This window comes from Streptomyces sp. NPDC020192, assembly GCF_044388685.1.
GTDB lineage: Bacteria > Actinomycetota > Actinomycetes > Streptomycetales > Streptomycetaceae > Streptomyces.
This window is the reverse complement of record NZ_JBIRXG010000049.1, coordinates 1-14,557: the sequence shown is the minus strand read 5'-3', so window position 1 is coordinate 14,557 and position 14,557 is coordinate 1. Positions and strand designations below refer to the sequence as shown.

At 67.8% G+C, this 14,557-nt stretch carries 15 protein-coding genes and 1 pseudogene; 10 read left to right on the top strand and 6 right to left on the bottom strand.

Annotation, left to right across the window (positions count from 1 at the left end):
• Nucleotides 1–23 precede the first annotated feature (23 nt).
• On the bottom strand, nucleotides 24–1,136 hold the full coding sequence (locus ACH47Z_RS43240) for a DegT/DnrJ/EryC1/StrS family aminotransferase (RefSeq protein WP_399084823.1): 1,113 nt from the start codon (nucleotides 1,134–1,136) through the stop codon (nucleotides 24–26).
• Between the two features lie 182 nt (nucleotides 1,137–1,318).
• On the opposite strand from ACH47Z_RS43240, the gene ACH47Z_RS43235 reads away from it, so the two are divergent.
• Together ACH47Z_RS43235 and ACH47Z_RS43230 are read left to right on the top strand one after the other, a co-directional pair.
• The gene (locus ACH47Z_RS43235; RefSeq protein ID WP_399084820.1) at nucleotides 1,319–2,743 is read left to right on the top strand and encodes a carbamoyltransferase; all 1,425 of its coding nucleotides are present in this window, start codon (nucleotides 1,319–1,321) and stop codon (nucleotides 2,741–2,743) included.
• Nucleotides 2,744–2,828: 85 nt separating this feature from the next.
• Nucleotides 2,829–3,707: a DUF6071 family protein gene (locus ACH47Z_RS43230; protein ID WP_399084817.1), complete on the top strand. Its 879-nt coding sequence runs from the start codon at nucleotides 2,829–2,831 to the stop codon at nucleotides 3,705–3,707.
• Between the two features lie 38 nt (nucleotides 3,708–3,745).
• Here the strand turns inward: ACH47Z_RS43230 and ACH47Z_RS43225 are convergent.
• Together ACH47Z_RS43225 and ACH47Z_RS43220 are read right to left on the bottom strand one after the other, a co-directional pair.
• Nucleotides 3,746–5,008 (bottom strand): annotated as a pseudogene (locus ACH47Z_RS43225) (IS701 family transposase).
• A 158-nt stretch (nucleotides 5,009–5,166) separates the two neighbouring features.
• Nucleotides 5,167–6,288 carry an FAD-dependent oxidoreductase gene (locus tag ACH47Z_RS43220; RefSeq protein WP_399084814.1) on the bottom strand — a complete coding sequence of 374 codons (1,122 nt, stop codon included), beginning with the start codon at nucleotides 6,286–6,288 and terminating at the stop codon, nucleotides 5,167–5,169.
• 484 nt (nucleotides 6,289–6,772) lie between these two features.
• Between ACH47Z_RS43220 and ACH47Z_RS43215 the strand changes: the two genes are divergently transcribed.
• Together ACH47Z_RS43215 and ACH47Z_RS43210 are read left to right on the top strand one after the other, a co-directional pair.
• A complete protein-coding gene (locus ACH47Z_RS43215) occupies nucleotides 6,773–7,837 on the top strand; it encodes an IS701 family transposase (RefSeq protein WP_399084890.1) in 1,065 nt (354 codons plus the stop codon).
• Entirely contained in the window at nucleotides 7,743–7,985 is a 243-nt protein-coding gene (locus tag ACH47Z_RS43210) for a hypothetical protein (protein ID WP_399084887.1), read from the top strand. Before ACH47Z_RS43215 ends, ACH47Z_RS43210 begins: the two co-directional genes overlap by 95 nt.
• On the opposite strand, the gene ACH47Z_RS43205 is transcribed toward ACH47Z_RS43210, so the two are convergent.
• Nucleotides 7,925–8,623, bottom strand: coding sequence for an SDR family oxidoreductase (locus ACH47Z_RS43205; RefSeq protein ID WP_399084811.1), 699 nt, complete (start codon nucleotides 8,621–8,623; stop codon nucleotides 7,925–7,927). The genes ACH47Z_RS43210 and ACH47Z_RS43205 overlap by 61 nt on opposite strands.
• Before the next feature lie 384 nt (nucleotides 8,624–9,007).
• Between ACH47Z_RS43205 and ACH47Z_RS43200 the strand changes: the two genes are divergently transcribed.
• Genes ACH47Z_RS43200 through ACH47Z_RS43190 form a run of 3 tightly spaced genes read left to right on the top strand, consistent with a single transcriptional unit; the run spans nucleotide 9,008 to nucleotide 10,826 of the window.
• Complete coding sequence (locus ACH47Z_RS43200; protein WP_399084885.1) at nucleotides 9,008–10,186, top strand: ISL3 family transposase; 1,179 nt, start codon at nucleotides 9,008–9,010, stop codon at nucleotides 10,184–10,186.
• The gene (locus tag ACH47Z_RS43195; RefSeq protein WP_399084893.1) at nucleotides 10,183–10,614 is read left to right on the top strand and encodes a hypothetical protein; all 432 of its coding nucleotides are present in this window, start codon (nucleotides 10,183–10,185) and stop codon (nucleotides 10,612–10,614) included. Before ACH47Z_RS43200 ends, ACH47Z_RS43195 begins: the two co-directional genes overlap by 4 nt.
• Nucleotides 10,521–10,826, top strand: coding sequence for a DUF6207 family protein (locus ACH47Z_RS43190; RefSeq protein WP_399084808.1), 306 nt, complete (start codon nucleotides 10,521–10,523; stop codon nucleotides 10,824–10,826). Before ACH47Z_RS43195 ends, ACH47Z_RS43190 begins: the two co-directional genes overlap by 94 nt.
• Here the strand turns inward: ACH47Z_RS43190 and ACH47Z_RS43185 are convergent.
• Nucleotides 10,813–11,397 (bottom strand): hypothetical protein, encoded by a 585-nt coding sequence (locus ACH47Z_RS43185; protein ID WP_399084805.1) that lies wholly within the window; start codon nucleotides 11,395–11,397, stop codon nucleotides 10,813–10,815. The two genes, ACH47Z_RS43190 and ACH47Z_RS43185, sit on opposite strands and share 14 nt — an antisense overlap.
• Nucleotides 11,397–11,651, bottom strand: a complete 255-nt coding sequence (locus tag ACH47Z_RS43180) for a hypothetical protein (protein ID WP_399084802.1) — start codon at nucleotides 11,649–11,651, stop codon at nucleotides 11,397–11,399. The genes ACH47Z_RS43185 and ACH47Z_RS43180 overlap by 1 nt, the downstream gene beginning before the upstream one ends.
• Here ACH47Z_RS43180 and ACH47Z_RS43175 point away from each other — a divergent pair.
• From ACH47Z_RS43175 to ACH47Z_RS43165, 3 genes are all read left to right on the top strand, one after another.
• On the top strand, nucleotides 11,623–11,799 hold the full coding sequence (locus ACH47Z_RS43175; RefSeq protein ID WP_399084799.1) for a hypothetical protein: 177 nt from the start codon (nucleotides 11,623–11,625) through the stop codon (nucleotides 11,797–11,799). The two genes, ACH47Z_RS43180 and ACH47Z_RS43175, sit on opposite strands and share 29 nt — an antisense overlap.
• A 261-nt stretch (nucleotides 11,800–12,060) precedes the next feature.
• Nucleotides 12,061–12,219, top strand: coding sequence for a hypothetical protein (locus ACH47Z_RS43170; protein ID WP_399084796.1), 159 nt, complete (start codon nucleotides 12,061–12,063; stop codon nucleotides 12,217–12,219).
• A gap of 520 nt (nucleotides 12,220–12,739) precedes the next feature.
• Nucleotides 12,740–14,272: a hypothetical protein gene (locus ACH47Z_RS43165; RefSeq protein WP_399084793.1), complete on the top strand. Its 1,533-nt coding sequence runs from the start codon at nucleotides 12,740–12,742 to the stop codon at nucleotides 14,270–14,272.
• Nucleotides 14,273–14,557 lie beyond the last annotated feature (285 nt).

The following is a 14,557-nucleotide window of genomic DNA, read 5'->3' as shown; positions in this document are numbered from 1 at the left end:
ACCGGCGGCCTCCGGCCCACGGATCAGCTCGGCAGCGCCTCCGCGACCGCCTGCCCGACCCTCCGGACCTGAGCGGGCGTCATGCCTGGGTACAGCGGCAGCGAGAGGCACTCCTTGGCGAGCTGTTCCGCCCCGCTGAGGGAACCAGGTTCGCGCGGTGCGTAGCGGATGAAGGGCTCCATCTGGTGAACCGCTCGCGGATAGTGGATCTGGGTGGCGACCCCCGCGACGGCCAGCGCCTTGCGCAGGAAGTCGCGTTCGCGGTGCCGCACCACGAAGAGGTGGAAGGCATGCTCGACATCGGCCGAAGGCCGGGGCAGCAGTCCCCCGTAGCCGCCCAATTCGCGGCCGTACCATCCAGCGATCTCGCGACGAGCCGTCACCCACTCCTGCAAGTGCCGCAACTTCACCCGCAGGCAGGCCGCCTGGATGGCATCCAGCCGCCAGTTGTGTCCCGCGACGGTGCAGGAGTCACGCGAGGAGCCACGGCCATGGTCACGCATCCGGCGTATGCGTTCCGCGATGTACGGGTCGTCGGTGGTGACGGCCCCAGCGTCACCGAGCGCACCGAGGTTCTTGGACGGATAGAAACTGAAGCACGTGGCGTCCGCCAGCGTGCCGACCCGGCGGCCCCGATAGACACCGCCGTGCGCCTGAGCGGCGTCCGCCACAACCGCCAGATCGAAGCGGTCCGCGATCCGGCGGATCGCGTCCGCGTCCGCCGGGTGCCCATAGAGGTCGACGGGGACCACCGCACGGGTTCTGGGGGTCACCGCGTCGGCCAATCGGGCCGGGCACAGTGTGCGTGTCTGCGAGTCAATGTCCACGAAGACCGGAGTGGCGCCGGTGTGGACGATCGCTGCCGCGGTCGCCACGAAGGTGGCCGCGGACGTGATGACCTCGTCGCCGGGGCCGACGCCGCACGCGAGCAGCGCAGCCTGCAGCGCGCTGGTACCACTGGAGACGCCCACGCAATGCCGGGCGCCGGTGAATTCCGCGAATTCACGCTCGAAGGACTCGACTTCCGGGCCGCCGACGAAGCGGCCGGAGGCGAGCACGGTCTGCACCGCCGCTGCCAGCTCCGCCAGAGGTTGTGATGCCTGCAGATCGAAGAACGGCACTTCACCGTCGAGCATGGTCCACCTTTCCTGCAAGAAACCGCTACCGGAAGCAGCTTGGCGAGGATACCCAGGACAGCAACGTCGCTGACGTTAGCACGAACGCGTGGATATTTTGACAGCAGATTCGGACGATTACCTTGGGGGCACCGTCAGTGACATCTACACTCGGAGTCAGTGCACTGTCCCATGACGCGGCAGTGGCGGTAATCCGGGGCGGGGAAATCGCCTTCGCGGCACATAGCGAAAGGTACAGCCGCAGCAAGAATGACCCTCTGCTCAACAACGCCGTGATCGAGGACGCGCTCAGTTACGCCGACGATGTGACCGAGATCGTCTACTTCGAGCACCCCTGGCTGAAGCGTTCCAGGCAGCTGCGGGCCGGGCAGTTCTCGGCCCTGGGAGACCCCGGCGTGCGGAGGCATCTCGATTCCTTCGCCCAACTCCGCGGAATCCCGGTCCGATATGTCTCACATCACCGTTCGCATGCCTCGGGGGCGTATTTCTGCTCCCCCTTCCGAGACGCCGCTCTGGTCGTGGTGGACGCGATCGGCGAATGGGAGACGCTGACCGTCTGGCACGCCCGTGGCACCGCGCTACGCAAGGTCCATTCCGTGCGCTATCCCCACAGTGTCGGACTGCTGTACTCGTCCATGACGCAGCGGGTCGGACTGAAACCCAACGAGGAGGAATACATCCTCATGGGCATGGCGGCGTACGGAGAGCCGAAGTACAGGGACCTGATCGCCCGGGAGTTGGTGGCGCCCACACATCCCCCCCATTTCCGGCTGCGCAGGAACCTGCACCGGGGCCTGGCGGACTGGCATCCGGAGATCAGGGAGCCCGAGGATCTGGCCAGCAGCATCCAGGCTGTGACCGAGGAATTCCTGGAAGGCCTTTTCCGGTGGGTCGCGGCCCACGTTCCGTCGCGGAATCTCGTCTACAGCGGGGGTGTGGCCCTGAACTGCCTCTTCAATGGCAAACTGGCGTCCCTCGGCCTCTTCGATGACATCTGGATACCGCCAAACCCGGGCGACGCCGGGTCGGCCGTCGGCGCGGCCCTGGCCCGCACGGAGGAGTTCGTCCCCTGGCCGGGCCCCTATCTCGGGCACGACATCAAACGGCCGGTCGATGCCGCGGCGGTGGCGCAGGCTCTCGCCGCGGGCCAGGTGGTCGGTCTGGCCAACGGCCGGGCCGAATACGGGCCCAGAGCACTGGGCAACCGCAGCCTTCTGGCCGATCCGCGCTCGCCGGGCATCAAGGACCGGGTGAACGAGATCAAACGCCGCCAGAAGTTCAGGCCCTTCGCACCGGTGGTACTCGCGGATCGGGCGCACCACTACTTCGAAACATATCTTCCGGAAACACCTTACATGCAGTACGTGCTGCGCTGCCGTGCCTCTGAGAAGTTTCCCGGGGTCTGCCATGTGGACGGCACCAGCCGGGTCCAGACTGTCCGACCCACCGACAACTCGGTCATCGGCCGGGTGGTCCAGGAATTCGACCGGCTCACCGGCTGCCCCATGCTGCTCAACACGAGCCTCAACGTCAGGGGGGAGCCACTGGTGAACTCGTGGTCAGACGCCCTCCGGTTCCAGAACGCGTACGGCGTGCCGATGTTCTGACCGCGGGCGTACGTCACCAGTCCACGGACCTGCGCCTGGCCCGAATGCTGGCGCCTGACTCTCGCGGTGTGATTGGGGAATTCACATGTACCTGTACGCCAACGGCTGCTCCATGACGTACGGATCCGAACTGCACGACGATCCGCGAACCAAAGTATGCGACAACGACCACTACCGCTGGGCCCATTCCTGGCCGAGCCGCCTCGCGGAACTGGTCGAATCGGTGGGCGTATACAATGACGCGGTCCCCAGCGGATCGAATGACCGGATCGTGCGCACCACGATCGAATTCCTCGCCCGGTGGCAGCGGGCAGGTCTTCCCGCAGGCGCTCTGATGGTCGTCATAGGCTGGTCGCACCCAGCCCGGCGAGAGTTCTACGTGGAGGACGGGTATCGCCAGATACTGCCCGGGCACTACTACGACCTGCGCGGGCTCGACCGGCTGGTCGCCGCCTATCGCAAGAGCGCCGTCTCGCCGATTGAGCAGAGCTGGCGGCTGGCCTCGCAGGTGAGCTCCCTGGCCGCCGTGCTCCGAAGCCTCGGTACGCCGTTCGTCTTCTTCAACGCCATAACCGCCACGCCGCTTCCCCAGCAACTGGCCGGATCGTTCGCGGAGGAGGTGTTTGCCCCCGAGCATTTCCTCGGCGCCCAGGACGCCGCCGAGACGATGGCCGGGTTCCTGCACGGCAAGGACGGCGCTTGGCGCGGCCAGCACCCGAACGAGTCAGGGCATGCCACCTGGGCACAACGCATGTACGACAGCCTGTCGTTCGAAGCGCCTGACGCTGTCACGCTCGACGCTGTCGTACTGGCCGGATTCCCCGCACTGGGCGGTACCGTGGTAACTCGGCGCCACGACAGGAAGGGCCGTGAACGTATCGGGCGATCGGTGCGCACATCATTCGGCCTGCGCCGTCGGCGCGCACCGGCCACGGACGCCTCAGACCGGTTCATTTACCCGTGACCGGTGGTCAACTTAGTACTCCAGTCTGGCTTCGTGATCTACCCGGCGGATCCGTCGGGGGTTCGTCGTCGGTAGTGACTGCGTCGGGCTGTTGCCTGGTGGTGTCGGCGCCAGATGGACCAGTGCGGCAGCCTGGCCGCCGACACGGCAGGCAGGTTGAAGACGGCACCGAAGAGACGGCGGATCTCGGGCACGGTCAGCGTGACCGGATCGAGGCTGTGGTCGAAGTAGTGCGGACCGGCTGGCCGCTGTGGTGCCGCGTCGGCGGCGACGGCGGTCCGGAAAGCCAAGGCGAGCATGGCGAGCGTGATGTGCCGGTGCCAGGAGGTCCAGTGCCTCACCTGATAGTGGTCCAGGCCGACCTGGCTCTTCGCAGCCTGGAAGCACTCCTCCACGCTCCAACGGACACCAGCGACGCGGACCAGCTCGGCCAGGGAGACCGTGGCGGGCGACCAGCACAGATAGAAGGCGAGTTCACCGGTGGAGAGGTTGCGTCGGATCAGCAGGTGTCGGTTCGCTCCGATGCCGGTGTGGATCCAGGCCCAGTCGTAGTACCGAGGACCTTTCGCGCCGGTGCCGGCACTCTGCCGATGCCAGGCCGTGACGGGCAGCCGGCCGGCAACGGTGTCCGCGCGAACGGCAGTGCGGCCGTGGTTGATCCTTACCCGCGTCGAGCAGGCGACGGCCAGGACATAGCCGGTGCCGCGTGCCTCAAGGACGGCGCGGAGACGCGGGCCCTGGCCGTAGACTTCGTCACCGGTCACCCAGGGCGCGGTGATTCCGGCGTCCAGCGCTGCGGCGATCATCTCCCCGGCCAGAAAGGGCTTGGTCTGGAACCGCACTTCGTCGGGTATTCCGGCAGCGTGGCGGCGTTCGGGATCATCGGCCCATGACTGCTCGGGCAGGTAAACGGTCGATCAGAGCACGTCCCCGGCTGGTTGCCAGCGCAAGGAAACGCCGACCTGGGAGTTCTCGATGCGTCCCGCAGTGCCGGTGTACTGCCTCTGCACCCCTGCCGAGGACCGGCCCTTCTTCAGGAAGCCGGTCTCGTCCACGATCAGGACACCGTCGGGGGCGGCGAGGTGTTCCGCGGCGTAGGAACGCAGGTCGTCGCGGACCGCCTCGGCATCCCAGCAGGCATAGCGCAGTAGACGCTGCAGCGACCCGGGTCGCGTATGGCCCGCTTGCTCGGCCATCTGCCAGCAGTTCTTCCGCTCCACGCCCGACAGCAGCCCGAGCAGGTAGGAGCGGGCTGACGCGCGGGGCTCAACCCGCCGGAACCGGCCCGCGATCCGGGCCATGACCTGGTCGAACATCGCCCACCAACGGGCAGGCTCTGGGCTATGCCGTGCAGCCACCGCACGATCTTCAAGAGTCGACACACCCCCCGATGATCATGCGGTGGCCGTGCCCGTTCCCTGCAGGGTCCGCGACAAGATCGCGAACCCGGACTGAGGTGTCAGGAGCGATCGAACAGAGTGACTACGCTCTGCGGTGCTTCCTGGCCGAAGAAGATCTCCAGGTTCTGCGCCGAGCGGCTGGCGGCGTCGCCACTACGCAGGAACAGCCGCTCTTCGTAGGCGGTGAGCGCGACCTCGATGTCGGGTTGCTCAACCAGCTTGCTCGCCAGGTCCGCGCCGTCGTACATGGCGAGGTTCGCGCCCTCGCCGGCGAAGGGCGACATCAGATGCGCGGCGTCGCCGACGAGCGTCACTCCGGGCGCCCTGTCCCATTTAAGCCCGACGGGAAGGGCGTAGATGGGTCGGAGCCACGGTTCCGCGTCGCTCTGTGTCACGAAGGCGGTGAGCAGCGGCGACCAGCCGTCGAACTCGTCGGCAAGTTGGCGGAGGCCCGCGGACGGGTCGCCGAAGTCGATCGACCTCATCCACTCCTCGGGCTTGTTCAGCGCCACGTATCCGCGCACGTGCCCGTCGGCGTAGCGATGCGCGATGATGCCTTTGCCCGGCGCGACCGCCATCAGCGTGCCGCTGCCGATCGCGGCCACGCTCGCCCGGCAGTCCTGGCCGCCCGAGGCGAGGGCGATCTCGATGAAGCAGGTTCCGCTGTAGACAGGCTTGGCGGGGGTGAGCAGCGGACGCACCTTCGACCAGGCACCGTCCGCGCCGATGACGATGTCAGCGCGCGTGGCGGAACCTTCCGCGAAGGTGAGGTCGTAGCCGCCCTCCACACGGTGCCGGATCGAGGCGAGCTTGTGACCCCACCTGATCGTCCCGGGCGCCAGCGAGTGGATGAGCAGGCGCCGCAGTTCGCCACGATCCACCTCTGGACGGGCCGAACCGGGGTCCGCAGGCATGTCGAACAGGATCGTGCCGTGGCGGTCCACCACACGCTTGGCGTCCTCGCCCGGGCGGACCAGAGTGAGGAACTCGTCGTACAGACCGGCTGCGCGAACTGCGACCTGGCCAGTCTCTTCGTGGATGTCGAGCAGGCCGCCTTGCGTACGGGTCGTCGCCGAAGGCTCACCCTCGTAGATCGTCGCGGCGACGCCGTGAGCCTGTAGTACCCGGGCGAGCGTCAGCCCGCCCAGTCCTGCTCCGACAATGGCGATGGTCTTCTGCATGCTGCGCTCCTCTGTTGCGCCGGCACGCGCCGGCGATGGTCAGCGCCGAAAGCGGACGGGGTGCCCGATCTCGGCAAGGAGACGCTCACCGATCAGAACCATCTGCATCGATGTATGTGCGATGTCCGGCGGGTGGACCGCGGAACATCGTTTTTCGCGACCTCGTGACTATAGCTCGGCATCCGCCTCGCGGTGACCGGGACCGCTCACGCTGCGACGCACCGCGCCAGCCACGTTCATCCTGGACAACCGCCTCGACCGGCTCGGCAGTGCTGCCGGAAAGATGACACTCGCTCGCCCTGGTCTATCTGGCGCAGACACCACCAGGCAACAGCCCGACGCAACCACTCCCGACGACGGACCGCCGACGAGCCCACCGGATAGATCACGAAACCAGACTGGAGTACTGATTCTCCAGTTGCACTTCGCTATCGCCGCTGTTCAGAGGCTGTTTTCTGAGCATACTCAGCTGACGCATCGTCATGTGGTCGAAGCTCGTGACCGGCAGCCCCTGATCACTGTTGTGCTGATCACGCAAGACGATGTGCGGCCTGGTGTCTGGGCTTCGGAGCTTGAGGAGGTGCTGTTGCGGGTCGGTCACCGGTTCGGCCGGGTCGATCTGCGGCGGCGGATGCGGGACTACGTGCGCGGGCTGCTCGGCCCTGTCGGCCGGAAGAACGGCTGGCAGCTTGCGGAATATGTCGGCCACGACGTCCCAGCCGACTTGCAGCACCTGCTGAACCGGGCCCGGTGGGATCCGGACGAGGTCCGCGACGACCTGCAGGAATACGTGGCCGAACGCCTCGGCGAGCCCGACGGTGTCCTGATCATCGACGAGACCGGCTTCCTCAAGAAGGGCACCACTTCGGCGGGCGTGCAGCGGCAGTACTCCGGCACGGCAGGATGCACGGAGAACTGCCAGGTCGCCGTGTTTGCCGCCTATACCTCGTCGCGAGGCCGGACCTTGGTGGACCGGGAGTTGTACCTGCCGAAGTCCTGGACGTCCGACCGGGAACGGTGCCGCGCGGCAGGAGTGCCCGACGCCCGGGCCTTTGCCACCAAGACCGAGCTTGCCTGGAGCCTTATCACCCGGGCGCTCGCCTCACCCCTACCCATCGCCTGGGTGACGGCGGACGCCCTCTACGGCCAGGACTGGAACTTCCGCCGCATGCTTGAGGAGGCCGGGCTGGGCTACGTCGTCGCGGTCCCGAAGTCGCAGCAGGTCAAGTCCCTCGCCGACTGCTGGCGCATCGACCAACTCATCGGTGACGCCCCCGACGAAGCCTGGGAGCGGCTTTCCTGCGGCGACGGAGCCAAGGGTTCGCGCATCTACGACTGGGCAGCCGCCCAGATCCCGGCTATTCCCTTCTTCAGCGGTGGCGAGCCTTCGGGCGGTCAACGTGGCGCACGACGTGATGGCCGCCTCGCACGGCAGCCGGGACGGGGAGCCGGCCATCGCCCGGCAATCCAAGGAGCAGTTCGACGCCTCGATCACCCGGGAGGGTCTCGCCTGGCTGCGCGAAGTGACCTCCCTGCCCCTGGTACTTAAGGGCGTGCTCACCCGCCTTCGGCCTGCACCGCGTGGTACGCGGCGGGGCCGAAGGCGCCTTGTCGTACGGTCGTTGGGAGCGCGGCGTCAGCCGACCTGTCCGGTCGGCCGCATGGTGATGTGGTTGATGTCCACGCCCGCGGGCTGATTGACGGCGAAGACGATCGTGTCCGCGACCTGCTCGGCGGTCATCACCGGCGCCGCCTCGGGGGTGCCGCCGCGCTCGTCCCAGAACGGGGTGTCCACCACCCCGGGGGCGACGACCGTCACACCGACCCCGTCCTTGCCGACCAGCAGGCGGGTGTTCTCGGCCAGTGCGTGCGCGGCCCACTTGGTGACCGAGTACAGGTTGCCAGGCGTGTTACGCACCCCGGCGACCGAACCGATGATCACGATCCGGCCCTTGGACTCCCGCAGGTGTGGCAGGGTCTCCCGCACCAGCAGGGCCGGGCCCAGGACGTTGGTGAGGACCATGGCGCGCATGTCCTCGGGGGCGTGGCTCTCCAGGTTGCCGGGCAGTGAGAAACCGGCATTGGCGATGATGTTGTCCAGTCGGCCCCACGCCTCCACCACGCGGCGCACGGCGGAGGCGACGTCGTGCGCGTCGCTGGTGTCGCCGGTGATCGTCAGCAGCCGCTCGCCCGCTGCGGCCGAAGCAGCGAAGGCGGCCAGCTTGTCCACGTCACGTCCGGTGATGGCCACGCGGTGGCCCTGCTTGAGCAGGGCGCGGGCGGTGGCGGCGCCGATTCCGGTCGAGCCACCGGTGATCAGCGTGACGGGTTCCATGGGACGGCCTCCTCAGCGATGTGGTCATCGGGGCTCCGCCAGGGCCCCGGATGTCGATGAACACGAGGTGGCGCGTGAGATCGACCAACTCCAGGTCGCCGGTCCCCCGAAACGCCTGCACTATACCCAGCGATCTTCCCGCTAAGCCGGTACGCCATCGCTGACCGGCCATGATGCCGCACGAATGGGGCCGAACCCGCGCTGCTGGCCCCCCTGTTGGGACCTGCGCGGCGCGCAGGTCCCAGGCTGCGCTCACGCTGTCGGTGTCAGCGGTGGCTGTGATCACGGCTCGCGTGTTCTTCGCGGAGTTTCGAGACGTTGTTCCCTCATCTGGCCGGTGTCGTGGTGGAGTTGGTCGAGCGGGCGGTGGCTGGAGTGGTCACGATGCATGCGCGGGCCCGCTCGGCGGGCTCGGACTGCCCGCACTGCGGTAGTGCGTCGGACCGGGTGCACGGCCGGTACATGCGACGGCTCGCGGACGCCGCGGTCGGTGGGGCCAGAGTGGTGATCGAGCTGCTGGTGCGTCGGTTCAAGTGCCCGAACCCGGCGTGCCCGGCAGTGACGTTTGCCGAGCAGATCTCGGGACTGACGAGCCCGCATGCCCGCTACACGCCACTCGTGCGTGAGCAATTGACCTCGATCGCTCTCGCACTGGCCGGCCGCGCGGGAGCCCGCCTGGCCGGGATGCTGGGCCTGCGCGTCGCCAAAGACACCCTGTTACGTCTGGTCCGCGCCGCGCCGGAAGAACCAGTCGGACAGATCCGCGTGCTCGGTGTCGACGATTTCGCGCTGCGGAAGGGCGACTCGTACGCCACGATCCTGGTGGATCTGGAGAGGCGGCGTCCGGTGGACATGCTGCCCGGCCGGGATGCCGAACCGCTGGCCGCCTGGCTGAAGCGCCATCCGGAAGTAGAGATCATCTGCCGGGACCGTGCCGGGGCTTATGCCGAGGGCGCCTGCAGCGGTGCTCCGCAAGCGGTGCAGATCGCGGACGCCTGGCATCTGTGGCACAACCTCGGCGAGGCTGTCGAAAAGACCGTCTCCGCCCACCACACCTGCGTCCGGACCACGTTCGAGAACACCGTACCGGTCGCACCGCCGACCAGCGACGACATCTGGCAGACGCCACCGCCGCCAGCACCGGCGGCCGGGATGCTCGATGTCTGCGGACGAGAGCGCCGCCTGGTGACCCGGACCAGGGAACGCTATACCACCGTGCAACAGCTCCTGGAGGCCGGCAGCACGCTGGAGAACATCTGCCGGACACTGCAGCTGGACCGGTCCACCGTGCGCCGCTTCGCCCGCGCCACCAGCATCGACGAACTGCTGGTCAAAGCGACGAACCGCTCCACCATCCTGGACGAGTACAAGCCCCACCTCCACCAGCGGCGGAACGAGGGCTGTCACAACAGCGCCCAGCTCCACCAGGAAATCGTCGCCTTGGGCTTTGCCGGAGCATCGAGACCGTCCAGCGTTACCTCCGCCCGTTCAAGGCCGCCACCACCGTGCCACCCGTGCGCCGCCCAGCTCCACAGCCCCGCCACATCATCCGCTGGATCATGACCGACCCCGGAAACCTGACAGCCGATGATGCCGCCGACCTCAACGAGATCCGGACCAGCTGCCCCGAACTCGACGCCGCCACCCACCACGTCCGCGCATTCGCCACCATGATGGGCGACCTGCGGGGCGATCAACTGCCCGCCTGGATGAAGCGCGTCATCGCCGACGACCTGCTCGCCCTGCACTCCCTGATCAACGGACTGAGCCGCGACATCGACGCCGTCACCACTGGGCTGCCGAATTGCGTGACGCCCAAACCACACCAAGTGGGGAAAGACTTGATCGTCGACACGGCAGGACGACCTTGTTCGCCGCGAACAGGAAGCCACCGCAGATGTGGGACATCGACCCCATCCAGGTCTGGGCCCACCCGACCGTCGACCGGGGTACCTCCCGATCCCGTGAACAACCGCTGTCACGACCCGTGAATAAAGCCAAGGAGGCGCTGGCTGCACGGTGGGCAACTGCAGCAGCGGACCATACGACCCGGGAGCCCGGCGTGCGGCTGCGCTCCTACGCGCCAGGAACTCGGCTCGTAGGAACCGCTGAGGCTGGATGTGGAAGCTCGACGACGGCCAGGAGCACCAGGGTCGTCTCGCGTGCCCGCCCGCGGAGAGAACGGCAGACTACCGGGTGCTGAAGCCGGTGAGTTCGACGTCCTCGGGGACGCGGCTCCCGTGGCGGGCGATGACCTCGACGATGCCGCCGACAGACACCCGGTGATCGCGGGTGAGATGTCCGGCCGCGCACCTGACGGTCGCGAGGCCGACGTCGAGGCTGGCGGTCAGATGCCAGCCCTCGCTAGTCCGGCAGCGGCGGCACTCCAGAGGAACACGGGTGAGGCCGCCGTCGAAGAGGAGCCAGACAGTGCCGGCAATGGACAGGCTCTGGCGGCCGCCGCCGTTCCCCATGCCGTCCAGGTCCTCGCAGGCGGCGGTGACGGCCAGGACGACGGCGTCGGTGTCCTCGGCCGGGACAGGCATGCTGATCGCGTAGGGGGCGCGATGGGTGCCGCCTGGGTCGATGATGTCAGTGCGCGCCAAGGCCGCGCCCGAGGCTTGGTCCACGGCGATGGCCAGCCACCAGGCCTCCTCGTCGGGCACGATGCGGGCCTCAGCCCCGTAAGTCCCGTCCCCGCCCGGCACGATACGGACGTCGCCGGACCAGCCCAGGAGCGCGACGACCCGCTCCGCGACATCCTGAGCCGACATCACCAGCGCTCCCCCACGGCCGCCTCGAGGTCATCGAGCAGCTGCTCGCGGCGGGCAGCCGCCATCACGGATGCGCGGTCGCTGATGGTCGGGTGCGGGCAGCCGTGGTCGGCGGCGTTCTGGACATGGTGCTCGACCGCCGTCTGTGCGGCCGCCTGCGACGCGGTCAGCGCCGCCGCGCCCCCGAGCGGGGCCGGCAGGATCGTCCGGCTGACTCCCCAGCGGGTGGCCCGTTTCCTGGAGGGACTGAGCAAGCCGGGCACCACCGTCATCGCGGCCGCCGCCGCCATCGGCGTGAGCAGCGCGGCGATCTACCAGGGGCGCGGCCGGGACGAGGAGTTCGCCAAACCCATGGACAGGGCGCAGAAGGCTGCCCGACAGGCCTCTGCGGACCTGACCTGACCGGTCACCGCAGCCGGGTGATGACATCGGCACCGCGGTGGAGAGGTCGCCGCAGCTGGCCCGGTCCGCGACGGCAGGAGGTTGCGAGCGGCGCCACAAGCGCGTGCGCCAAGGATCTCTCGCTCGGTTCCGCCCGGTGCAACGGCGTGGAGCGGTGCTGTCACGGGCGCACTGGGGGCGTGCTGACGCCGGCTGCCAAGGCCTGGGTGTGGGTTTGTCTGCGGTGGGTGCCGCCCGGTCGGCTCCGAGCCGCGTGGTGAAGTGAGCCTTTCTCTGCTCCGCATCGGCTCGGATCTGCTGCCCACGTGCGCGGATGTGGTCCGCGTCCAGGAGGGTGCCGGGGCCGGAGAACTGGCCCAGCGCATCACGCGCTCGGGTCAGCAGGTCGGCCTCGGCCGCCGTGGTGGCGCGCCGACGTGAACGCAACGTGCGCATGATGACCAGTTGACGCAGCGTCGGTCGAAGGCCGCGATTCTGGACGATGCCAGCGGACGATGCGACACCGGAACTTCCACTTCGCGCCCGCGATCCACTGAGCCCCGGGCCGCAGGCCGGCTTCCGGCAGCCTCACTCTTGAAGGCGCAGCGGATGCCTGGTTGTGATCGGTCGCATCCGAGTGTCCGCGAACACGCAGTGGTGACTCAGCGCTTCGGGTGGCCGGTGAGAGCTTGTGTTCGATCCAGCCGCTATATTCATCCATCACTTGGTCACGATCCGCACCAACGGTGATGTCGGGCCGGGTACCGGATGGCCCCCTGAGCTGGGGTCATGTGATCCTGTGGGGGGATACCACGTACGACGTGCTGCTCTGCTTTCGACTGCCGCTGCCACAGCGCTGGCGACCTCGATGTTCACCGGCCCTGCCCTGGCCCGTGCCGATGCCGCTCCAGGGACTGGACCCGTCCTGGATAACGCGGACGCCTGGTACGACTATCCCGGAATGGTCTTCATCACCGCGCACTCGGACAATGCGATCACCCATATCACCGCCCACTTCACCCCCGTCGGCAGCCCGAACGGCGCGCCCGAGGCCGGATCCACTGACGACTTCACCCAGCAGTCCGGCACGGACGGCCGGTCTGGAGTCTGGCGGGCCCCGGTGCACCTCGCGGACCTCGGCGAGTACCGGATCACCGTCGATATGGAGGACTCCTCCGGCGCCACGGTCACCGGCGTCGCCTCACGCTCGACACTGCAGTACCAGACCATTCTCACTGTCCCGGACCTTACGGTGACGCCGACCAAGCCGGACTACTTCCATCAAAAAGTGACCGTCAGCGGTACCGAACTCGCCGAGGACCCACGGACGCCCGGCACACGGGTTCCGGTCACCAACTCGCCGGTCGTCATCACCTGCCAGGGCACCTCCCCGTACAACAGGTTCAACACGCAGACCGACGCCGACGGGCGCCTCACCTTCTCGTTCGTCCCCACCGTGTACTGGGCCGACATGACGGCGTGGCCACAAGACTCCAGCGCCTACCCCGGGGCGATCCTCCTGCGCTCGCCCCAGCAGCCCATGAACCCCGTGCAGGCACCGACCCGGTTCACGGCGAGCACACACGCCCTCAACCTGCGCCAGGGAACGACGGGCACGGTCACCGGCCGTGCGGAGATCCAGACGGCCGACGGCTGGCAGCCGCTGCCGCACACGTCACTCAGTCTCATAGGTACCGGCTCTTCGCAGGGGTTCGGGGGGACGACCACCACGGACGACAACGGGTTCTACAGCCTACGCGTCCCCTCGGACAATCCGTTGCCGACCGGCCAACTCGTCCTCGGCGACACGCCGTTCTTGCAGCCTGCCACTGAGCCTTTCAGCCTCCACGTGGCATACACGACCTTCCTCACCATGGACGCCACGCTCGACGAGAACTCCCGACTCCACGTCTCGGGAGACATCGAGTACAGCGATCCCCGTGCCCACTGGCCGTCCAACACCGCCGTCACCATCGAATACTCCAAGGACGGCAAGACCGGCTGGAAGTCCGCCTCCACAATCCCGGTGAAGATCCGTTACAACAAGCCCAACTTCCAGGAAGTCTTCGGCGCGTCATTCACCGCGCAGAACAACGCCTACTGGCGTGCCCGCTTCAACGGCAACCCCGACCTCGCGAGCAGCACCACCAAGCCCGTCCACCTACGCCGCTACCCCACACGGATCACCGGGTTCGACGTAACCCCCGAACCGGTCCGCAGGAACGGCCTCATCCACCTCAAAGGCACGCTCCAGTACTACACGGGTACCACCTGGAAGCCGCTCGCCGACGCCAGCCCCGCCCTGTACTTCCGGCCTCGCGGCGCCTCCACCTACCGCTACATCAGTGACTTGGACACCGACTCCAAGGGCCGGATCCTCAACATCACCCAAAACGACACCCAGGACGGCACCTGGGCGGTTGCCCTGAACCGCAACATAGGCGACCAGTACCTCAAGAGCCCCCTGGTCACGGACTACGTCGACGTGCGATGACCATGCCAGCGCAGCCCGGCACCCCCGGACTGCGGCTGGACCGCGCCGGCAGACGTGGCGGCTGTCATCCGTCATGGCCCCGTCGCGGCGGTTGTTGCGGACGATCGCGGCGCATGGACGTCGCGTGAGCGGCGTGCCGTCGTCGGTTGGGAGGGGTCTGTGCCCGACGGCGAAGGCGATGCATCGGCTAAGAAGTCATCTCATTTGGTAAGCCTGCGGTAGCAGATGAGGGTGCAGGCGATGCTGGTGAAGGCGAGGAAGTGCTCGGCTTTGCGCTCGTAGCGG